The following is a 23,645-nucleotide window of genomic DNA, read 5'->3' on the forward strand; positions in this document are numbered from 1 at the left end:
GTTATATTTTTAAGTATTAATACCAAGGAAGAATCTGATTTGCACTAGATTGTAAGAGTAAATCAAATATTTATCTAAAAAATAATTATTGCTATGATAGAATTAACTGGCTATCAAATTCTCGCTCGAATTTACTCAGGCACTCGCACCCTCGTTTATCGCGGAACTCGCCTCTCGGACCAAAAACCTGTAGCCATCAAAGTCTTGCGAAACGAGTATCCCAGCTTCAGCGAACTCTTGCATTTTCGCAATCAATACACGATCGCCAAAAACCTGAATTTGCCCGGAATCATCCAAACCTACAGCTTGGAGCCCTACCGGAACGGCTATGCGCTGATTGTGGAAGACTTCGGGGGAATTTCTCTGAAGGAATGGACGGGGAAAGGAAAAGCCGTGCAATCTCTGGTTGATTTTTTGCAAATTGCGATCGACCTAAGCAATACATTAGATATACTTTACCGCCACCGCATCATTCACAAAGACATTAAACCAGCCAACATTCTGATTAATCCTGAGACTAAACAAGTCAAACTCATTGACTTTAGTATTGCATCTTTGCTGCCGCGAGAAACTCAAATGCTGATGAGTCCCAACGTGATCGAAGGAACACTCAGCTATTTATCTCCCGAACAAACAGGAAGAATGAATCGCGGCCTTGACTACCGCACAGATTTTTATTCATTAGGTATAACTTTTTACGAATTGCTGACAGGAAAATTGCCATGTCAATCCAGCGATCCGATGGAATTGATCCACTGTCATATTGCCCAGCACCCACCATCTGTACGTGAAATTAATCCCGAAATTCCCCTTGTCCTCTCGGAAATTGTCAGCAAATTGATTGCCAAAAATGCCGAATGTCGCTATCAGAGTGCATTAGGGCTGAAAGCCGATTTAAAAAATTGTTTGCAACAACTCAATGAGACAGGTAGAATTGAGAGTTTTGCCCTTGGTCGGCGAGATTTTTGCGATCGCTTTATCATACCCGAAAAACTCTACGGCAGAGCAACCGAAGTCGCTGCATTATTAGCAGCATTCGAGCGAATAGCAAACCCCTCTAAATCTCGTTCCCCACAAGAGCCTGGGAACGAGAGAAACCAGCGAAAAGAAGACTCACGCCTTACTAAGGGCGACGGGGGGGACTCGAACTTATCCCGCAGCGAAATGATGCTAGTTGCCGGATTTTCCGGCATTGGGAAAACCGCTGTAGTCAATGAAATTCACAAACCCATAGTTCGGCAACGCGGTTATTTTATCAAAGGCAAATACGACCAATTTCAACGCAACATTCCCTTTAGTGCTTTTGTGCAAGCCTTCCGAGATTTAATGGATCAATTACTCTCAGAAAGCGACGCTCAGCTAGAACGATGGCAAAGGAAAATTATCAAGGCTCTGGGCGAAAACGCTCAAGTTATTGTAGAAGTAATTCCTGAATTGGAACGAATTATTGGCAAACAACAGCCTGTCTCTGAACTTTCGGGAAGTGCCGCCGAAAATCGTTTCAATTTACTATTTCAAAAATTTATCTCTGTTTTTGCTACAAAAGAACATCCCTTAGTGATTTTTTTGGATGATTTGCAATGGTCAGATTCAGCATCCCTGAAGCTTTTGCAAGTGTTGATGAGTGAAAAAAATAGTCAGAATTTGCTGGTAATTGGGGCATATCGAGATAACGAAGTATCTCCGGCTCATCCATTTATGTTGGCAGTAGCAGAGATGGAAAAATCCCAAGTAACGGTAAATACTATTACCTTGGAACCTCTGAGTCAAGTCGATATTAACGATTTGATAGCAGATACGCTCTCGTGCGATCGCCCTCTTGCTCAGCCATTAACCGAGTTAGTTTATCAAAAAACCAAAGGCAATCCATTTTTTGCCACCCAATTTCTCAGGGCGCTACAGGAAGAGGGGTTGATTGCGTTTGATCCCACCCCCCTTTCATCCCCCCTTACCGAGGGGGGAGAGAGGGGAGTAACATCCCCCCTTATCAGGGGAGGACACAGGGGGGTAACAGGGGGGTGGCAGTGCGATATCGCCAAAGTCAAAGCCCTAACTATCACCGATGATGTAGTGGAGTTTATGGCGGTGCAATTGCAGAAATTGCCGCCAAAAACTCAGGATGTGCTGAAGTTGGCTGCGTGCATTGGAGCGCAGTTTGATTTGAATACATTGGCGGTAGTCAGCGAGAAGTCGCCGGAAGAAACTGCTGCCGATTTGTGGAAATCCTTGCAAGAAGGATTCATCTTACCAACCAGTGAAATTTACAAGTTTTATATAGGGAAAGAAGATGGGAAAAGCACCCCCAACTTGCCAAATACCGCCGCTCAATTACCTCACTACAAATTTCTCCACGATCGGGTTCAGCAAGCTGCTTATTCATTAATTCCTGATGACCAAAAGCAAGCTACTCATCTCAAAATTGGACAGTTACTTCTGCCGAATTTCTCCGAGGTTGAAAGAGGAGAAGAAGTGTTCGATATTATCAATCATTTTATCATTGGCTCGGAGCTAATAACGCAGCAGGAAGAACGAACCAAGCTTGCTAAAATTAGCCTCTTTGCGGGGCAGAGAGCTAAACTATCAACTGCTTATGAATCGGCGACCAAATATCTCGCTTTCGGTTTAAGTTTCCTACCCGCTAATAAATGGGACTCTGCTTATAAATTAACATTTACGATGTATCTAGAAAGCCTTGAGGCTGAATTTTTGGCAGGTCATCTTGAGGAAGCTGAAAATTTGATAGAAATCGCCTTTAGTCATGCAAACTCAAGTCTTGAGCGAGCCAATATTATTGCGATTCAGCTAACTCATTATCAAAATAATGCCCTGTATCAAAAGGCGATTCAGGTAGGAATTGAAGGGCTGAAACTGTTAGGCTTAGAACTGGCGATCGTGCCAAACGAAGCAGAGTTAGAAGGGATGGCTCTGGAAGTTAAAAAAACCTTAAATCAGCGCCAAGTTGCAGCACTAATCGACGCACCGCTCATTGTCGATGAAGAACGCCAGATGCAGATCAAACTGCTAATGAACATGGTACCGCCCACTTACCTAACTAATCAGGAGTTGTTAGTGTTGGTTGTTTTACACATGACCAATCTCTGTTTGCAATACGGGAATACAAATGTGGCGGGTTTTGTTTATGTTTGGTATGGCACAATTCTCTGCCAACGCTTTCAAGACTATGAATTGGGCTATGAGTTTGGACTTTTAGGGTTGAAGGTGAATGAAAAATTTAATAACACCACCCTGAATGGCAAAATTTATATGTCCTTCGGCAACTTTATCAACCATTGGCGCAAGCACGTCAGTTCCAATCTTGCTCTGCAACAAGCTGCTTATCAGGGCGCAATGGAGGTAGGGGATTTTTCTTGGTGTCATCACAGTGCTCTGTTCAGTTTCTGGCAGCAGGCGATCGTCTCAAGCGATATTCACAGTTTGCTGGCTCGACATGAAAAGTACATCAGCTTTGCGGAACGAACGGAGATTACGACAGCCTTTGCCCTAATTCTTCAGTGCAAGCTCCTAGAGAACTTGCAAGGGCTAACGATAGGGAAGTATAGCCTTAGCTCTGAAACATTTGATGAAGAGTCGGCGCTAGCAACGTTCAATGAAATTGGCTATGGCTATGGCAGTAGCACTTACTATTTCGCTAAAGCCTTTTTGTTTTTTACCTATGGTGAGTATGCTAAAGCTTATGAAATGTTAGTAGCCGCGGCCGATTTTTCTAATGCACTCTATGGACAATTTCAACGTGTTCTGCATTGTTTTTATCAGTCTTTGACTGTATTGCAACTTTATGGGGAAGCACCGGAAAAACAACCAAAAGATTATCAAGAAATTCTTCAGAATAATCGGCAACAACTTCAAATCTGGGCACACAACAGTCCTGAAAACTGTCTGTCCAAATTTCTGCTTTTAGAGGCGGAGATGGCTCGTGTTGCTGAAGAAAAATGGCCGGCTGCTGAGTTGTACGATCGCGCCATTCAACTCGCTAAAGAAAACCAATTCCTCAACGAAGAAGCCTTAGCAAACGAACTCGCAGCTAAATTATACCTCAATTGGGGCAAAGAAAAAGTCGCTGCAGGCTATATGCAGGAAGCCTACTATTGTTACGCCCGCTGGGGAGCAAAAGCCAAAACCGATGACCTAGAAAAACGTTATCCCGATCTGCTGCGTCCCATCTTACAACAGTGCGTCCAACCCTTCACTATTTTAGAAACCCTATCCACCCTCACCAATCCCACCTACTCAATTCCTTCGATCACCCATCACACTACCTCAAGCACCTCCATTAACCAGGCTCTAGATTTTTCGACTCTGCTGCAAATCTCCCAAATGATCTCCAGCACGATCGACCTAGATGAGTTGCTGCAAATTCTGACCCAAACCATGCTACAAAACTCTGGAGCCGATCGCTGTGTACTGATGCTGTGCCAAGATCAACAATGGCAAGTGCGGGCGATAGCTACCTGGGAAAACATTAGCCTGCAAAGGGAACCCCTAGAGAACAATCCCACCGTTCCTGTTAAATTAATCCAGTATGTCAAAAACACCCTAGCAGCAGTTGTCATCGATCACCTCAAAACTGATCTGCCTGTGATTGACGATTATTTAGACCACCACCAACCAGAGAGTTTGCTGGGTTTGCCAATTCTAAATCAGGGGAACTTGGTCGGCATTTTGTATCTAGAAAATCGGATAACCAGTGGGGTGTTTAGTCGCGATCGCCTCCTAGTGCTGAATTTTCTATCTAGTCAAGCGGCGATCGCTCTGGAAAATGCCCGCCTCTATCACCAAGTGCAGCAGACTTTGAATGAACTTCAGCAAGCTCAGATGCAAATGATCCAAAGTGAAAAGATGTCAGCATTAGGTAATCTAGTGGCAGGGGTTGCCCATGAAATCAACAACCCCGTTGGTTTCATTGCCGGGAACATTAATGAAGCTCATGCTGGAGTTCAAGACTTAATTGATTATTTGCGCCTCTATCAAGAAAAGTTTCCTCCATCCGAAGCAGAATTGATTGAGAAAGCAGAGGAAATAGATTTAGATTATCTAGTAGAAGATTTACCCAAGATGTTGAGTTCAATGAAAATAGGATGCGAGCGCATCAAAAACATCAGCACCTCCCTCCGCACTTTCTCTCGCGCGGATACGGCCCATAAAGTTGAGGCCAATATCCACGAAGGCCTCAACAGCACTGTGATGATTTTACGCCATCGCCTGAAAGCGAACGACAAGCATCCGGAAATTGAAATCATTAAAGAGTACGGCAATATTCCCAAAGTAAAATGTTATTTGGGACAATTAAACCAGGTATTTATGAATTTGTTAGCAAATGCGATCGATGCCTTAGAAGACTCGAATCAAGGACGGAGTTTTGCCGAAATTAAATCCCATCCCAATCACATCACTATTCGGACGGACGTGGAAGGTGACCAGGTAAAAATTGCTATCGCCGATAACGGAAATGGAATGTCGGAAGAGGTGAAGAATCGTATCTTCGACCATCTATTTACCACTAAAGACGTGGGCAAAGGAACTGGGTTAGGACTGGCGATCGCGCGTCAAATTGTAGAAGAAAAACACGGCGGCAAACTGAGTTGTTTTTCTACACCGGGAGAAGGAACGGAGTTTGTCATTGAGATTTTAATTGATTAATGCGATCCGGCTGTAGGGGCGGGTTTTACCAACAATATTTGACGCTCAGAAACAATCTATAAAAACCCGCCCCCACCCAACCAATAACCCAGATTAACTGTAGGGGCGGGTTTTACCAACAATATTTGACGCTCAGAAACAATCTATAAAAACCCGCCCCCACCCAACCAATAACCCTGATTAACCTGATGTTCGATCCCCTTCAAAAAATATTAATTCGGATTTGTCGTTGGGCTGGGGCGGGTTTATTATATTGTTCGTTTCTGACATAGATGGTTGGTTAAACCCGCCCCTACAGATTTTGCCAATAATTAATGACTATTGCAACGGCAAAAATACCGTCATCACCTCGCCCTTTTGGGGTCGCTGGCGAATTACCAACTTCCCGCCAGCAGCCCGAAATAAATTCTTAGTCACGCTCAAATTTAAACTCAAACTTCCCGTCTCCGGCTGCACCATCAACAAAGGCCCGATCGATCGCAAAGGAGCATTCGCCGCTTCTGCAAAAGTCGATGCGACATTACCTTCAGGTAAGTGTTCCGATTCCAACTGCAACTTTAACTGATCGCCCGCTAATGTCACCTCCACCTGAATGCGACTCCCCGAAGGCAAAGTTCGAGTAAAATTCTCAATCAAATTAGTTAAAACCTGATCCAGCATCGTCGGATCGCTGACTACCGCCGGCAACTTTTTCGGCACAATAACTTCCAAAGTGTGGTTTCGCACACTCGCCTGTTTTTGCCAGCGGGGAATGCTATTTTGTAGCACTTCACCGAGGGACATTGCTGTTAGCTGCACGCCAGAATTTTTAGCTTGCGACATTTCCAATTCCACGGCGCGGAAAATTAAACCGAAGCGATCGATCTGAGCGGTACACTCAGCATCAATCATTTCCAAACGCTTGACCACCACCGCATCGAGTTTGGGACGTTTCAGCAGCAGCCGAGTCAGCGTGCGAATGGTAGCCAAAGGAGTGCGGACTTCGTGGGCGATCGCCTGTAGCAATTCGACCTCTTTAGTAGCCAGAGGAATTGGAGATTTGCAGTTGATATCTGTAGCCGATAACTTGTGATGTCTGTGGTTCAAACCATCATCAATTCTTTCATCCTTTATCCTGCCTGCTTCATCTTTCCCAATCGGCAAATTATGCAACAGCAAGCGGCTGAACTGCATCACTGTTTGATAATGGGGTTCCACAGGCAAAAACTGCTGGAACAGCCCGTCTAATTTAGTAGAATTATTAGTTAATTTGCTAACTGATAAATTGAAGCTAGCGTCAGAATTGGCAAGCAAACATTCGCTTTCAGTCACCCGGCGCCGCAAAACCTCCCAAGCTTTGGCGACTACTTGCGGATCGAAAGAAAATAGAAAAGCCGGAATTCCCGCAGAATTTTCACCCAAAACCATCACCAGGCTAAAACTAGCAGTTAAAACCAAACAAAACTGCTCGTTGGCTAAGGGATCGCCACTGGCCAAAGCCAAAGCCGGGGCCGCCGCAGGGACTGATATTTGCACATCAGCCGCCGGCATTAAAGCTAAAGTTTGTCTAGCCCGAAAAGACCACAAAGCTGCATCGTTGTCGGGAATACTGGTAAAAATCCAATTGGCAAAGCCGTTGGCCAAAGCGGGGTCAGTCAAAACCGAAGACGGGCCAGACAACACCAATCCCTGACAGGAATGGGGGATTGTCGATCGACCATTTGCTCGATCGGCATCTGTTTTTTGTCCTGCTTTTTGCCGATCGAGCATTTGATTCAAAGCTGCGATCGCCCCATACCATTCCTGTTCAGCTTTCAGCCGAGAAGCCCCACGGCTTGCAGGACACCGATGGCGGTTGTTTCCTCCCGCCAACTTAGCATCAAAGAGACTGAGGTCATTTTCTTGGCCTTCGGAGGCTAAAATTTCGCTTATTGTCGGTAAAAAGTAAGTATTCACAGTTATAAACCCACCTTCGGAGGCATGAAGGGTGAAGTATTTATGTATAGGAAAGTTCAGGAGTTAGGAGTCAGTCGATTTTAGATTTTAGATTTTAGATTTTAGATTTACCCCACAGATAAATCTGGGAGATTGAACTTTGGTCTAAAATTTTTATCTTTCCACGACTTAAGTACGTGGCACGGTATCCGTTTTTGGGCTGGGTCAAGCACCAGCACGATCGAAAAATCCCGCATAATTTCTTGCACCTTCCTCCTAACTCACAGGATATCCACATTTGTCAACTAACGATATTGGCAGAACCGTACCAATAAGTCGCAATCTCCGCGCTTGGGGCGATATTTTGGACGATCGCCCTGACAACAGTGCAAAATGAAGTAAGTTAAACACCGTGCTTTCCTTATGCCCACCTCGATCGCCGACTCGAAAAATCTGCTGTCAGACTTAATGGCACGCTACCGCCACCAAGTCGATTATCTGGCAATTCGACTGGAAGAAGCCGAAGGCACCGACATCCTGCTGCGGGGCGAAAAAATTGAAACCCTCAGCGAAGGAGTCTCAATTGGCGGCCAAGTCAGGGCTTGCCACAAAGGCGGTTGGGGCTTTGCCAGTTTTAACCGACTTTCCACCCTCGCCGAAAGAATCGAAGAAGCCATCGCCGCGGCAAAACTGATCGGCGAAGAAGAAACGATCCTGGCGCCTGTCACCCCAGTACAAGACATTTGCTTGCTGCCGCTGACAGGAACAGACCCCCGTCTGGTTCCCCTAATTGACAAAAAGCAATTGTGCGATCGCTACGCGGCCATTCTCCGCAGCATTGACCCCCGCATCGCCACAATCTCCGTGCGCTACGGCGACACCACCCAGCGCATCATCCTGGCCACCTCCGAAGGCACCATGCTCGAACAAGGTTGGGCAGACATGGAAATGCGCTTTGCCGCCACAGCCCGCAGCGGGGAAACCGTACAAACCGGCCGCGAAACCACTGGTTCCCGCAAAGCTTACGAAGATTTAACCGATCTCGATGTTCAAGTTCGCAGCGCCGCCCAGAGAGCCGTAGATTCCCTAGCCTTACCCCCCGTCCAAGGCAACACCTACACCGTCGTCATCGACCCGATTTTGACCGGATTATTCGTCCACGAAGCCTTCGGACACCTTTCCGAAGCCGACATGGCCTACGAAAATCCCGACATTTTGGAAATTATGACCCTCGGCCGCCAGTTCGGCCCACAAAACTTGCAAATTTTCGACGGTGCATCGCCAGAGGGACACCGGGGCAGCTATTTCTACGACGACGAAGGCACTCCGGCGACTACTACTCAGTTAATTAAAGACGGCGCTTTAGTCGGGCGACTGCACTCGCGGGAAACGGCGGGTAAATTGGGAGAAACGCCTACTGGTAATGCTCGCTGTTTGAATTATCATTATCCGCCGATCGTCCGCATGACGAATACTTGGATCGAACGGGGTGACACGCCTGTTGCGGACTTATTTTCAGGTATCAAAGAAGGAGTTTATGCGCGCAATTGGCAAGGCGGCATGACTAACGGCGAAATGTTTACTTTCAGTGCGGGCGAAGCTTGGATGATCCGCGACGGAAAACTAGACAATCCGGTGCGGGATGTTACTCTTTCGGGTAATGTTTTCAGCACTTTAGCTGATATTGAGGCGATCGGCGACGATTTCTACTGGGATGAATCCGGCGGCTGCGGCAAGGCAGGGCAAAGCGGTTTGCCCGTGGGCTGTGGCGGCCCGAGTTTGCGGATTCGCGATGTCGTTGTTGGCGGCGAAGCTGCGGAAGAAGATTAAAGCTGCAAAAGTTGAAAAAAAAGGTAAAGCGTAAGATTCCTACTCGCGCTTTACCTTTCTTTATTTTTTGAGTGCAACATTTCCCGCCCGTTGGTGTTGTCTGATATCTTGAGGACGCTTGGCCAAAAAACCGGAATAGCCAAAAATTATGCCTTGAGTCTTGATACTCCCCATGCCTAAAGGCGAGGGGATTCTTGAAGAACCCACATTCGGACTTTCAAAGGCGCTATCAAATCGCCGCTACTCGCTCCGTTTGAATTTCTTTAAACATTGCGTATACTTGTTTTTCGCTTTCAGAGTCCATCACTAGCCAAAAGTTGCGGTACGCTCAATATTCTGCCATTATTTGCCCTTTAGCTATTTCGGATCTAAGCCGAATATGCCCGTTGCAGGGATTTCTCCTTACTAGAATATCTCAACACGTAGATGGTTATTCCTACTCAATCTCCTTAATTCTAGCACTAATGACTGATGTATCTCATTAAGAAATATTGAAGGCGGTTGAAACCGCCACCGACTTTTCCCCGTGTCTGAAGCCAGGGGCTTGCGTCTCGTTTTCCGGTCAAATACCGCTGAAAAATCGGTTTTTTGCTACGCAGTACGTAAGTCCGCAATTAATGGCTCGAAATCTTCAATTTTTTTTTTCTTCTCCCAATTTTATATTCTCCCATTCTCCCTCTAATTCCCCGCAATTATCGCTTTTTTAGGCTTTATCTCCCGGTGCCTCGTTCTGGCGGCTGATTATCTGGCGGCTTATCGTAAAAGGTCTGAGAGTCGGCTATGGCGGTTAAAATTTCTGGAGCAGAGTTGTCTTGAGCAAAAAAGGTCGATCGAGTTTCTAAGCTTTGAGCGTTAACTGCGGTAGCACTCAGTAACAGGCTGGACATCAGGATGGAAGAGTAAACGCGCATCATAAATTTTGGTGTTTGTATTTTCCCCTTCTTGATACGCAGTCTGTACTCTGCTATCAGGATAAAAAAAATAATTGTGGCGAAGTCATCAATTAGTAAGTGACGGCACCTGCAATTTTTTTGATTTTTGGTTAAAAGCGGGTGAAATCCATCGTCTAGCTCGCTTTTTCGCTGGTAATTTCTAGTTCTCTGCTACTTGCGGGCAACCAGCAGAACTCAAGACCATGTTCAAAAAAAAAGAATGCTACTCTTCTATGCCCGTATTCCCCACCCTGGTAGTTATAAATTATTCCCAAATCTCAAATCTCAAATCTAAAAGGGTATCGCCCCTGGAATCCTTTTGAAACAGTCTTCCAAGAAAGAAACAAAAACCGCCAATTGTAAAGTTTTACTACTTTTATGATTAACTTGATAATTTATTGAGTTGAAGCGGCAACCCGGGGATTAAAGACACAACAGGAGAGTACCCAGGCGCGCCATCAGCACGTTACATATAAATATCTTGGTGAATGAGATTCCTTAAAGGGGGCAATGCCTAATTTTTCACATTAACTTCATAAATGGTTGCTATTGTATTTTTAAATAAATTGTGAACCTTTTATTTTTTCTGATCTTTTCTGATCTGGCTTTGTGACAAGAGCGCTGACGCGCCACTCCGAAAGAGGAGTCGAAAGCGGTTGGGGAAAAAAAGCCCGTTCACAAAATCGTGGAGTCAATCTCAAATCTCAACTCTCAAATCGAACTGGCGCGCAGGAATTAAAAAACCTGGTTTTAAAAACGCTATCGCGGAGTCAATCTCAAATATCAAATCTCACAGCGACTGACTTCCACATCTACCTGCTGGAATAGCGAGTCGAGGGTTGACGAGTTGTCCAAAATAACATCAGCTTGTTGACACTTTTGAGCTAGCGGCAACTGCGCGTTAATGCGGGCATTAGCTCGATCGTAACTTAAGCCGTCTCGCTGCATTAGTCGTTCTAACTGCACTTCGGGTGAACAGTACACTACCCAAATTTCGGTACACAAGTCAGTCATGTTAGCTTCAAACAGCAGCGGCACTACCAAAACCAAAGTCAACGTGTCAGCCTTGGCAGAGAAACCGGGTTTTTTTTCAACAATACTCGGTTCTAGCTTTTGGTGAAACAAGCCGGTTTCTTGAGTCTTTGTACCTAAATCCTGTGTGTCTTGGGATACCAAACTCGATGCAGCAATGCAGCTTTGAGTTTCCTCAACTAATCGGCGCCGCACGTAAGGGTGAATCTGTTGTTCCAACCACTGCCGCTCGTCTGCGTTACAAAAAATAATACTTCCCAACTCTGGCCGATTTAAATTGCCGTCCGGGAGCAGAATACCCGCGCCGTATCGTTTTACAATAGAGTCAAGTATTGGCGAACCGGGGTTCACAGCTTCGCGGGCGTAAATATCGGCATCTAAAATCGGAAATCCACAGGCATCTGCCAGATAATTAGATATGGCGGTTTTACCGGTGGCGATGCCCCCAGTTAAACCGATCCGACGGACAATTAGATCGCTCATAATTTTCTCTGTTTAAACTTCCTGTGTTTCGACACTTACTGTCAGTCTTTGCTATGTTGGTGACACAATCAAATTTAGACTTAAATTTTAAGATTTGCGATCGAGAGTTCGCGTTAAGAAGTGTCAGGATAGGGGTGCGATCGACTCTTTTTTACCTAAAATCTCAATTTTAAACTCGAATTAAGGTCTAGATCGAGGCAAACTTATGAATGCTCAACGTGCTGTGCGATCGATTCTGGCAGCAATTCCCCTTGCTGGATTTTTGATATTAGATTTTTTCCCCAACCTGGTTTTCCTCAAAGAAAATAGCAGCGGATGGGTACTCGTGGCAATTTATCCCCACTCTCAAATTGCTGCAGCACAATCTATTACTCCAGCCCCAGACGGCACCGGAACCACTGTCACCGCCCCAGGTACAGGGTCGCCTCCTCGCTACGACATTCAAGGCGGCACTACATCCAGAGACGGAGCAAATTTGTTCCACAGTTTTACTCGGTTTGGCCTGAATGCTGGCGAAACTGCCAATTTCATCTCCAACCCCAGCGTTAAAAATATCCTCGGCCGCGTTGTCGGGGGCGACGCTTCCTTAATTAACGGCCTAATTCAAGTTAGCGGCGGCAATTCTAATTTGTTGCTGATGAATCCCGCAGGCATTATCTTCGGAACAAATGCCCGACTCGATGTGTCCGGGTCTTTTTTGGCTACCACCGCTAGCGGTATCGGTTTTGACAACGGCTGGTTCAACGGTACTGGGGCGATCGACTTCGCGGCCCTCGTCGGAACGCCGAATGCTTTTGTTTTTGGCACACAGCCGGCGAGTATTGTCAATGCCGGTAACTTGGCTGTCGGCGCGGAGCAAAATTTGACTTTGCTGGGCGGTACAGTCATCAGTACAGGGCAACTTTCAGCCCCAGGCGGTCAAATTACTGTGGCGGCTGTTCCGGGCAAAAATCTGGTGCGGTTGAGTCAAAACGGACTTTTGCTGAGTTTAGAAGTTTCTCCAGCAGCCGGAGTGTCGGGTTCCGAAGGTGTTCCCTTCTCTCCGCTGAGTTTACCTCGGCTGCTTTCGGGCCCCGGCGTGGCAAACGCTACGGGTATAACTACGAACGCTCAAGGTGAAGTCGTACTGACAGGCGGCCAAACAGTGCCTGGAGGGGCTGGAACTGCGCTGGTAGGGGGTTCTGCGGACGTGTCTGCCAGGGGGGGCGTCGGAGGAAGCGTCAACGTGTTGGGCGACAAGGTAGGGCTGTTTGGAGCGAAGATTGAGGCTTCGGGGCCGGACGGCGGCGGAACGGTGCGGATCGGGGGAGATTACCGAGGCGAGGGAACTGTGCCGAATGCCAGGATGACTTACGTGGATGGCAAAAGTTCGATCGCAGCCAACGCAACTGAATCAGGCAACGGCGGCAGAGTTTTTGTCTGGGCTGACAACACAACAGCATTTTTGGGCAGCATCAGCGCAAATGGCGTTTCTGCAACGGGAACCGCAGGGGTTGGGGGGTTTGTGGAAGTTTCGGGCAAGCAAAGATTGATTTTTAACGGTACTGTTGATACCTCTGGGACAAACGGTTTGGGGACTTTGCTGTTAGATCCTAAAAATATTTTCATTACAGATTCCCCAGAAGCTGCGGGCGATGCGGAAATAATTGCCAACAATAATATTTTGGCAACAGGAACGCCACCAGGACAGGAAAACAATTCTGAGCCTTCGCTGACAATTTCGGCTACAGCTTTGGAAAGTATGTCGGCGACTGCAAATGTGGTTCTCGAAGCGCTCAATGATATTACAATTGCTGATTTGGCGGACAATCAGTTGAGCTTTCAAGCAACTACTGGTTCGGTAACATTGAAAGCAGATGCCGATGGCAATGGTGCGGGTGCTTTTTCGATGAATTCTGGAGATACAATTAGCACGGCTGGCGGTGCGATCGCCATTTCTGGAAGTCAAATTACTGCGGGCAATTTGTCGAGTAACGGCGGAAATATTAGTTTGATTAGTCCGGGTTCGACTGTTGCCAACAATATTTCTTCATCCAATCCCAGCACCGGCAGCAGCGGGAATATTGCGATCGAAGGCCTGAACGTAACGGCCCAAAAACTTGATGCCAGCGGCCCGGAAGCGGCGGGTAATGTAACTGTGACGGCTCGAAATGTTCTGGGAGTGAGCTTCGTAGCAGGGGGCTCTGGAAACATTACTTTGACTGGTAATGAAATTAATTTCAAAGGCGACAAAAATTCAGTCAGCGGTACTGGCTTTTTGGTACTGCAACCTTGGAGTCCCGGTCAAAATATTGCGATCGGCGGTTCTGGAGATGTCGGCACTAATATTTATTTGAATCTGACGGCAAACGACCTCGGAAGTTTGGAAAATGGGTTTGCTGGAATTACGATCGGCCGCAGCAACGGTATCGGTTCAATTCTGATGGCCAACGATTTCACATTTTACGATCCGCTAATTATTCAATCGCCAGCGGGTTTGGGAACAATCACTACCACAAGTTCCCTGACAGGGGCAGACAATGCCTCAATTACTCTCAAAGCTGACGGCAATATCCGTACCGGAAATATCACTACCAACAATCAGGAAATTCGCATCGTCAGCACCGCAGGCAATGTCACAACCGGTCAGCTAGTTACTGGCACTGCCCGCACCATTAACACTTCTGTCAATTCTTCCGAAGATATACGCAATTCGGCGGGAGATGTTAGTGTTACCGCACAGGGCACGGTGACGGCAGGGCAGATCGACACGAGGGGCGATCGCGCGGGGAATGTGACGCTGACGGGACCCAATGGAGTCACGGCAGGCGCGATCGAAGCTGGCGGCTCGAAAACACCGGGAAATATTACTTTAACCGGCAACGAAATTGACTTGACGGGTGACAAAAATTCGATCGCCAGCAAGGGCAATCTGGTGCTGCAACCGGCAGATCCCAGTCAAAATATTATAATTCAAGGTTCTGGCGATACAGAAGCTCTGAACTTGACTGCTGCTGAATTGAACACTTTTCGCAATGGGTTTGCTTCGATCGCGATCGGACGTTCTGACGGTAGCGGTGCGATCTCGATTGGTTCTCCAGCGCCCAATTCAACGCCGAATTCAACGCCAGTAGCGGTGACATTTCAAGATCCGACGACGATTCAATCGCCGTCGGGCACCGGCGCGATCGTGGGAACGGGTGCGATCGTCGGCACTGATAACGCCACCATCTCTCTGATGGGCGGTACAGTAGCCGTCGGAGACGTTACCTCGATTGCGGGGATTAACATCACTAGCAGTCAAGGCAAGTTGACTGCTGGTACGGTTTCATCTCGCTCAACTTCCGGGGTGGCGGGGCCTATCAATATTCGCAGCGCCGGTGCGGTAGAAACCGGCAACATCGATGCTTTTGGTGCCAGAAGCGGGGGAGATATTTCGATTGCGGCGCCAGGCCGGATCGTTACAGGGGTGATCAATTCGAGTTCGCAATCGGGAAGTGCCGGTTCGAGCCAAATTATCGGGCAGAAAGATGTTGAAGTTGTTTCGATCAAAGCTCGCGGCAATACGGGCGGCGATGTGGCAATCGAGGCTGGGGGAGCGTTTCGGGCTGCGGGAACAGGAACGGCTGCTGAGCGTGCCCAGGTCAGCATTTCTACAGAGGGGCTGGCTCGATCGGGTTCACAGACGCTGCTGCAAAGCACTTGCCCGTCGGGAACCTGCACGGCGGCGACTGTTGGGACGGGAAGCTCGAAGTCGAACACTGCCACTTCCTCAACTGCGATCGGATCGCTGGCGATCGTGCCGAGTCCGGCACCAACTACCAGCGTGGAACTGAAAACTACAGCCAATTCTCAACAAATTGTGACTCAGGTGAGCATCGGCCCCGCAGCGCCGGTGCCCAAGAGCACTAACGCAAATGTCTCGCCAGAACCTGCTGCTGTCTTTGTTGAGGCTCAGTCGAACCAGACTGCGGCCGGCCCGGTAGTGCTGTCGCCGTCGGTGTTACAAGACAATTTTGCCGCGCCTGCAGCGACAGAAAACCGTAGCGCGGCAACTGCACAGAAGCCGGCGAGTGCGGTAACAGCAGAAAGTATGGGGAATGTGAGGGTTCCTGAGATTTCTCGATCGAGTTCGATCGCGCCCATAAATCCGATCGACGCAGTGCAGCAAAGGGATAGAACTCAGGGCCGGGAATTTGAACGTTACTTTGGGGGCACTGTCACTGAAAAGTCAGTCACGCAGCAAAGTATTCGAGATACTCTCAGCAGCGTCAATCAGTTGACTGGGGTTAAACCCGCCATCCTTTACGTGTGGGCGAAAGAAAAACATTTAGAACTTGTGTTGTTATTGCCAGACGGCAAAAATGTTTTTAAAAGCGTGCCTGCAAGCCGCGAGACAGTCCTGCAAGTTGCTAAAAAATTCACTAATGCTATCAGAAGTCCCAGGAGATTGAATACTGCTGACTACAAGGAACCTGCCGAGGAACTTTACCAGTGGTTAATTGCACCGCTGCAACCGGAATTGGAGGCTAACAAGATTGACACCTTGGTGTTTTCGATGGATGTCGGTTTGCGAACTTTGCCTTTGGCTGCTCTTTACGACGGCAAGCAGTTTTTGGTAGAAAAGTACAGTTTGGGGCTGATTCCGAGTTTGAGTTTAACTGATACTCGCTATGCCGATGTTAAGGGTTCTGAAGTGTTAGCGATGGGTGCGTCGAATTTTCCTGCAAAATACGATCAAAATCCTTTGCCTGCGGTGCCGCTGGAAATATCGACAATTGTGGGCAAGATTTGGCCGGGTTCGTCTTTTCTCAATGAAGCTTTTACTTTGGCAAATTTGAAGCAGAAGCGCAATCAACCGCAATACAAAATTATTCATTTAGCTACTCACGGCGATTTTCAGCCTGGGGGAGCCCAAAATTCTTACATTCAGTTTTGGGATACTAAGTTGCGGTTGGATCAGTTGGATCAGTTGAAGTTATCTAACCCGCAGGTGGAGTTGTTGGTTTTGAGTGCGTGTACTACGGCGGTGGGGGACGAACAAGCTGAGTTGGGGTTTGCAGGGTTGGCGGTGCACGCGGGGGTAAAATCAGCTTTGGCGAGTTTGTGGTATGTCAGCGATGTCGCTACTTTGGGGCTGATGACTGAGTTTTACCAGGAGTTGCGTACAGCGCCGATTAAGGCTGAGGCTTTGCGGCAAGCGCAGTTGGCGATGTTGCGGGGCGAAGCGCGGTTGCAAGATGGTTATTTGGTACGATCGGGCAACAATCAAGCTCTGCCTTTGCCGTCGGAGTTGACTGCCAGGGGCGATCGAAATTTCTCGCATCCTTATTATTGGGCTGCTTTTACCATGATCGGTTCGCCTTGGTAATTCTGAAGTCCGAGGGTGCGATCGGCCAAACTCACTCATGACTAATGGCTCATGACTCATGACTAATACCAAATCCGGGTTACTTACCCCCTTTTTTATGATGGCGAAAAGAAACTCAGCCCGCACCTGCTTGTTCGCCAGCGATCGTTAATGGCTGATGGAATCAGGGTATGGTTAAGCTTCAAAACTGTTTGATATCAGGCAGGACGTTTCGGGCGATCGAGCTCTGGGCGGGCGAGACATGGGCGGACGATCGATATTTGGGCGGGCGATCGATATCTGGGCAGGTGAGGAAAGGAGCTACAATCGTGTTCCTCAGTTAATAGTTCAAACAAAAAGATGAGGCATAGTAGCACATCTAGAACCTTACTTGAGCGACTCCGAACTCAAGCATCGTCCAGAGTTCGGCAACTAACCCGATAGCAGCGCGTCGCTGGCAATTACGTCAGGTTAATTGCCCTCTCCTGGACTATTAAAGAAGCAGCGGTAATCGGAATTAATTATGATTATGAAGTGAGAAATAGTCAAGAGCTACAATCAGCACGGAAAGAGAGCGATTCATCTCAAAAAGCAGCCTCTAAAAAACGTCCCAGCCATGTTTTGCTCAAGGCAGAACAATTAGAAGTAGTGCGTTTAAGTCTCAAAGGAGAATCGCCCGATTGAGGCAGAGGCGAGTCGGCTAAAAATTGCATTATGGATGGCAAAAAAACCGGGAGAGAACAAATCGCAAAACTCGGAGGATGGGAATACCTAAAAAAGTGCGGTAACTCACACTAGAAACCGCGACCTCAACATCGAAAACTGGATAAAATGGAACCCGAAAAATTTCAAACAACTAGACTGCTAGCGCCAGAAATATTGAGCGTATACAAGTCTTTACTAAAAACTTTTAGCCCAGATAAATTATGATAATTCAATCAAAAAGTTTCGATCGCTAACTCTATCGCTACTTGTATCGAGAATCCTACTCCTTTCTATAGTTTTTGGTCAGAGTAATATAACCCTATAAATAAGAGTATAGTTGAATTATTAGGTTAGAAACTCACTTTAGGCACAAAGAAGTCCTGCGTGAGCAGAGTTCGAGGACTGGCACGCTGGCACAGCCCCTACAAAATCTGACTTGTTGAGGTAGGGATAATCTCCCTGTGGTTGCCCTTCTTCGTTTCGGGTAACATTAGGAGAACCTTTTTTCAACCCAAGCAGCCGATTTATGAACAAGCACATTTCTTAAAGGGCAAGTCTACTCGTCATTGCGATCGGATGTCTCGTGCTGCTAGGTTGGCAATTTGACATCTCCCTACTCAAAACTGGTTTTCCCGGTAAAACTTCGACGATGAAGCGGGCAATGGCAGAACTAAATCGCTAAGCACTTCAGCACTCATCAATAATGCAGGTTAGGTATGATTACACAATTTTTTGAGACGGCAGGATTCATTCCTCATGGTCACTGCTATCTCTGGCAAACAAACTTAGTAGGATTACATATTTTATCCGATGGTTTAATTGCTTTAGCTTACTACTCCATCCCAATCATGCTAATCTACTTTGTGCGACAGCGCCCAGATATTCCATTTCAGAAAGTATTTTTTCTGTTTTGCGCCTTCATAATTGCCTGTGGTACAACTCATATCATGGAAATTTGGACGCTTTGGTTTCCTACTTATTGGCTTTCGGGAGGACTTAAAGCTATTACTGCTCTGATTTCTATATATACTGCATCTGAGCTAGTCTTGTTAATTCCATCAGCCTTAGCTTTACCTAGTCCAGCTCAACTTATTACGACAAATCAAGCCTTAGAGAAGGAGATCAACGATCGCAAGCGGGCTGAAAACGAACGCAAACAAGTTGAGGTGGCATTACGAAACAGTGAAGAGCAGTTTCGCAATGCGTTTGAAAATGCGTCAATTGGAATGGCGATCGTTTCACTTGATGGGCACTGGGTTAAAGTCAATCCTGCCTTATGTCAGATTATTGGCTACTCCTCAGAAGAGTTGTTATCGTTAACTTTCCAAGACATTACCCATCCTGATGATTTAGACGGGGATATTAGTTATAGAGATAAACTCTTAGCAGGAACCATTTCAACTTACCAACTGGAAAAACGGTATTTCCATAAACAAGGACATATAATTTGGATTCTTCTGGATGGCTCGCTAGTACAAGATGAACAGGGAAAATCACGGCATTTTATTGCTCAAATCCAAGACATCACCCCTCGCAAAGAAGCTCAAAAGACGCTAGAGCTTCAGAGTGTTATTATGAATAACATGGCAGGTGGAGTGTGTTTAATTAAAGCCTCAGATTTCACGATCGTCTACACCAATCCCAAATTTGACGCTATGTTTGGCTACACAAATGGCGAACTCGCAGGTCAACCCGTTGGTGTCTTGAATTATATCGATACAGAGGTAACACCAGACGCAAGTTTTCTAGATATTGTCACTCAAATCAATCAGAACGGAGAAGCCAAATATGAAGTCTACAATAAGAAAAAAGATGGAACTCTCTTTTGGTGCAGAGTTCATACATCCAGGTTTGAGCATCCTGAATACGGAACTGTATATGTTGCCGTTCAGGAGGATGTGACAGAACTCAAACAAGCTGAGCAAGCTTTGCAAGCTACCACAAATCGCCTCAACTTTCTCCTGAACTACAGCCCCGTCGTTATTTTTAGCAGTCAACCTGATGGCGATTATCCAGCAACGTTCATCAGCGAAAATGTCAAAGATGTATTGGGCTATGAAAGCATTACTTTTTTAGAAAATTCTGAATTTTGGGTGCATAACTTACACCCAGATGATTTAGAACGAGTGCTTAATGGCTTAGAGAATCTATTCGTCAATGATTTTTATTTCCATGAATACCGTCTTCGTCGCTCAGATGGCGTTTATCGCTGGATACTCGGTCAACTCAGGCTAATTCGAGATAGTGCAGGTAGACCAGTGGAAATCTTGGGATATTTAATTGACATTAGCGATCGCAAACAAGCCGAGTTGGAACTTCAGCAAGCTAAAGAAGCAGCAGAAACAGCAAACCGAGCCAAAAGTATGTTCCTGTCCAATATGAGCCACGAACTGCGTACTCCTCTCAATGCTATTTTGGGATTTACGCAATTGATGAGTTACGATCCTGTTCTGACTCCCGAACTCCAACAAGATTTGGCGATCGTCAATCGTAGCGGGGAACATTTATTGGAATTGATTAACGACATTTTAGATTTATCCAAAATTGAGAGCGGACAGATGACACTCTCTCTTTCTGACTTTGACCTCAAATTTTTGCTGATTTCTCTTGAAGAAATGTTGCAAATTAAAGCCAAATCGAAAGGATTGAAACTAATTGTCGAGCGAGACCCCCATCTGCCCAATTTTGTGCATAGCGATGAGAAAAAACTGTATCAAGTCTTACTCAATCTGCTCGGTAATGCGATTAAGTTTACTAATCAAGGAAGCGTCACCTTACGACTAAGATCGGAACAGAGCGACCAAACGTCCTGTCGCCTATATTTTGAAATTGAGGATACTGGAGTGGGAATTGCTCCAACAGAAGTTGAGGGCTTATTTAAGGCGTTCGTGCAAGCTGAAGCTGGGAATAAATTGAATCAAGGTACTGGTCTAGGTCTAGCTATCAGCCAAAGATTTGTCCAACTCATGGGTAGTCAGATTCGGGTTCAAAGCACATTGAATCAGGGCAGCATTTTTTACTTTGAACTTGGGGTAAAGTTACCTCAAACAGTCTGCCTTGCTTCAGAATTGCTTAAACAAAGAGTGATTGGTATAGCTCTAGGACAACCAACTTACCGCATCCTTGTGGTTGAAGATGTAGAGGAAAATCGCCGCTTATTGGTCAAACTCCTTACCTCAGTCGGTTTTGAGGTGCGCGAAGCAACACAGGGAGTTGAAGCACTATCGCTGTGGGAAAGTTGGTCCCCACACCTGATTTGGATGGATCTACGAATGCCGATCGTGGATGGCTACACAGCTACCAAACGCATTAGAGAACACTCTCAGGGACAAGAGACTGTCATTATTGCTTTAACTGCCAGTGCTTTTGAAGAAGAGCGAGAGAAAGCTCTTATGGCTGGTTGTGACGACTTTATCAGCAAGCCATTTCAGGAACGGATAGTCTTTGACAAACTCGCTCAACACTTGGGAGTAGAGTACATCTACACAGTTGTAGGAAAAGATTCCCAAAAACTATTGGTTGATTCTTTATCTCCAGAAGATTTAGCCGTGATGTCCTCTCAGTGGTTAGAACAAATGTATCAAGCTGCCTACTATGTTGATCCTGAAGTCATGAACGAGCTAATCAAACAAATTCCCCCATCTAAATCAACCCTTTCCAGTTCGCTAATTGATTCTCTCAATAACTTTAAGTATGACCAAATTATGGATTTAATTCGACCTCTGCTCCCGAATCCAGTTTAGTTATCGAGTTTAAGGACAAAGAAGCTATAGTGCTGTAAGGAGTGGCTATATCTCGAATAATTCCCAATCTCTTTACCCGCTTGGTTTGCTGCGGGTACATTAAAGGCTCCGCAGCCGTAAACCAACGCTTAAATAAGGGTTTCAACGGTTCATCAGTGAATTCTGCTAATTCCAAATTTTTTGCAAATTGAGAACAAATCCCGGTAAAACATTTTCCCCAGAAAGGGTGAGAGGAGATTGTAAAACTTCCACATCTTGACCGGGGCGATAAATTTCAACTTCGCGTTTTTTGCGGTTAATCAGCCAACCCAAACGGCAGCCATTTTCCATATACTCTTGCATTTTTTCCTGAGTCTTTTTCAAACTGTCGCTGGGCGAGACTAATTCAAGGACAAAATCGGGACAAAGCGGGATGAATTTTTCTCTTTGTTGAGGTGTCAAAGCTGACCAGCGGGATTTTTCTACCCAAGACGCATCGGGAGATCGATCGGCTTTATTAGGCAGAGTAAATCCTGTTGAGGAATCAAAGGCTTCACCGAGTTCGGTTTGTTCGTTCCACGTCCAGAGTTGAGCGCCTGCTGTTAAGTTGCGTTTCCCTGTTTCTCCTCCGGTTGGCGGCATGACAATTAATTCTCCGTTGGCGTTGCGTTCGAGTTTCAAATCGGGGTTTTCTTCGCACAGTTGATAAAACTGTTCTGAAGTTAGTTTGATGAAGGAATTGAGGTTTAAGGTGATAGCAGTCATTGTTATTTACCTGCTGTTTTTATGAACTTGATTAAGAATTAAAAATGGGATTAGTCATTTTTAATTCTTAATTCTTAACTTCTAATTTTACTGCAATTGCTTGATTCTGTTGAGCGCGTCTTGATAGGCGCTGGTTCTTCCGCCTTGTTTGTAAAGTTCTGCCGCTTTTTGAAAGTCGGCAATTGCCTTCGGTTTGTTTTTTTGATCTAGGTAGGCTAGAGCCCTGTTGTAGTAGGCATCAGCAAAGCCGGGATTGGCTTCGATCGCCCGCCTGTATGCTGGAATCGGGTTAGTGCGTGTATCGGGAGTGCTGGCGATGGTGATGGCATTACCAATATTGAAATGCAATTCCGGGGTGTTGTTGGGATTGAAAGAGAGTGCTTTGTTGAAATCCTCGATCGCCTCGAAAGTAGATCCCTCATCTAAGTGCACCAGTCCTCGAAAATAAAAGGCCTCAGCGTCTTTTGGGTTGAGGGTGGATAGGGGAACTGCGGTGGGGGGAGAATTGTCTACTTTCAAATCGGATTTGTTCATTCCCGCCGCCGCCAGTTTCGCCATAAAAGTATTGATCGGAACTGCTGCATTAAATCCCGTTTTAATCGGGGCGACTTCGCCGGAACTCGTTTGAGCAAAACCGAATTCCCCTTGTCCGTGTAAACCGATGACTCGGCCTTCGGAGTCAAAAACTGGGCCGCCGCTCATGCCGCTCCAAGTTACGGCCTGATACCGCAAAGTGTAACCTTCCGGGCGGTTGCCGGGGCGGCTGGTAACGAGTCCGGGAGAGAGTTCTGGTTCTCGTTGGGCGCCAAAAAGTCCGCCCGTAGCGGGATAGCCGTAAACGAAGATTTGAGTGCCGATGACGGCTGTGTCGGAATCTGCGATCGTCGCGACTGGATATTCTTCGGGGCTTTCAAATTTGACTACGGCTAAATCCGCCTCTGTTTCGGCTGTTTGCAGCCCGGTGACAGAGGTTGCTTGATAGTTTTTGCCTGTGGAGGTGCGAACTGTGTATTTGAGATCGGGTTTTTCGACGACGTGGTTGACTGTTAAAACTGTGTAAGTTTTGCCCTTTTTGGCAATAATTACGCCAGAACCGTCTCCTAGGGAACTGTTAATTTGTACTGTCAGCGGCCCGGCAATGCTGGCGACTTCTTGGGGGGTTTTGGCGATCGCGGGCTGACTGATGATTATGGTTAGGGCAGCCGTAGTCCCTGCTAGCAAGGTGGTTAAGGTGTCGAAACGGGAAAAATTTACGTTCATGGTAGTTGCTGATTA

At 46.5% G+C, this 23,645-nt stretch carries 11 protein-coding genes; 6 read left to right on the forward strand and 5 right to left on the reverse strand.

Features of this window, described 5'->3' with window-relative positions; translation table 11 throughout:
* The first annotated feature begins 93 nt into the window (after positions 1–93).
* On the forward strand, positions 94–5,658 hold the full coding sequence (locus QT992_RS04755) for an AAA family ATPase (RefSeq protein ID WP_333338313.1): 5,565 nt from the start codon (positions 94–96) through the stop codon (positions 5,656–5,658).
* 318 nt (positions 5,659–5,976) lie between these two features.
* Here the strand turns inward: QT992_RS04755 and QT992_RS04760 are convergent, their stop codons facing one another.
* Positions 5,977–7,593: a HAMP domain-containing sensor histidine kinase gene (locus tag QT992_RS04760; protein WP_333376634.1), complete on the reverse strand. Its 1,617-nt coding sequence runs from the start codon at positions 7,591–7,593 to the stop codon at positions 5,977–5,979.
* A gap of 402 nt (positions 7,594–7,995) precedes the next feature.
* Here QT992_RS04760 and QT992_RS04765 point away from each other — a divergent pair, with 402 nt between their 5' ends.
* Positions 7,996–9,402: a TldD/PmbA family protein gene (locus QT992_RS04765; protein WP_333315752.1), complete on the forward strand. Its 1,407-nt coding sequence runs from the start codon at positions 7,996–7,998 to the stop codon at positions 9,400–9,402.
* 710 nt (positions 9,403–10,112) lie between these two features.
* Here the strand turns inward: QT992_RS04765 and patX are convergent.
* Positions 10,113–10,316: a heterocyst-inhibiting protein PatX gene (gene patX / locus QT992_RS04770; RefSeq protein WP_333315753.1), complete on the reverse strand. Its 204-nt coding sequence runs from the start codon at positions 10,314–10,316 to the stop codon at positions 10,113–10,115.
* 801 nt (positions 10,317–11,117) lie between these two features.
* Entirely contained in the window at positions 11,118–11,849 is a 732-nt protein-coding gene (gene coaE, locus QT992_RS04775; protein ID WP_333338307.1) for a dephospho-CoA kinase, read from the reverse strand.
* A 205-nt stretch (positions 11,850–12,054) separates the two neighbouring features.
* On the opposite strand from coaE, the gene QT992_RS04780 reads away from it, so the two are divergent.
* The 4 genes from QT992_RS04780 to QT992_RS04795 all read left to right on the forward strand — a co-directional run bounded on the left by QT992_RS04780 (position 12,055) and on the right by QT992_RS04795 (position 21,626).
* Positions 12,055–17,199 carry a CHAT domain-containing protein gene (locus tag QT992_RS04780; RefSeq protein WP_333376637.1) on the forward strand — a complete coding sequence of 1,715 codons (5,145 nt, stop codon included), beginning with the start codon at positions 12,055–12,057 and terminating at the stop codon, positions 17,197–17,199.
* A 170-nt stretch (positions 17,200–17,369) separates the two neighbouring features.
* Positions 17,370–17,522 (forward strand): hypothetical protein, encoded by a 153-nt coding sequence (locus QT992_RS04785; protein ID WP_333315759.1) that lies wholly within the window; start codon positions 17,370–17,372, stop codon positions 17,520–17,522.
* A gap of 190 nt (positions 17,523–17,712) precedes the next feature.
* Positions 17,713–17,862, forward strand: coding sequence for a hypothetical protein (locus tag QT992_RS04790; RefSeq protein WP_333315760.1), 150 nt, complete (start codon positions 17,713–17,715; stop codon positions 17,860–17,862).
* Positions 17,863–18,599: 737 nt separating this feature from the next.
* Positions 18,600–21,626 carry a PAS domain S-box protein gene (locus tag QT992_RS04795; protein WP_333338301.1) on the forward strand — a complete coding sequence of 1,009 codons (3,027 nt, stop codon included), beginning with the start codon at positions 18,600–18,602 and terminating at the stop codon, positions 21,624–21,626.
* A 165-nt stretch (positions 21,627–21,791) separates the two neighbouring features.
* On the opposite strand, the gene QT992_RS04800 is transcribed toward QT992_RS04795, so the two are convergent.
* Positions 21,792–22,370, reverse strand: a complete 579-nt coding sequence (locus QT992_RS04800; protein ID WP_333315762.1) for a Uma2 family endonuclease — start codon at positions 22,368–22,370, stop codon at positions 21,792–21,794.
* Between the two features lie 87 nt (positions 22,371–22,457).
* Positions 22,458–23,630, reverse strand: coding sequence for a tetratricopeptide repeat-containing serine protease family protein (locus QT992_RS04805; protein ID WP_333315763.1), 1,173 nt, complete (start codon positions 23,628–23,630; stop codon positions 22,458–22,460).
* Between the last annotated feature and the right edge of the window lie 15 nt (positions 23,631–23,645).

The organism is Microcoleus sp. T3_D1 (genome assembly GCF_036700405.1).
In the GTDB taxonomy this organism is placed as follows: Bacteria; Cyanobacteriota; Cyanobacteriia; order Cyanobacteriales; family Microcoleaceae; genus Microcoleus.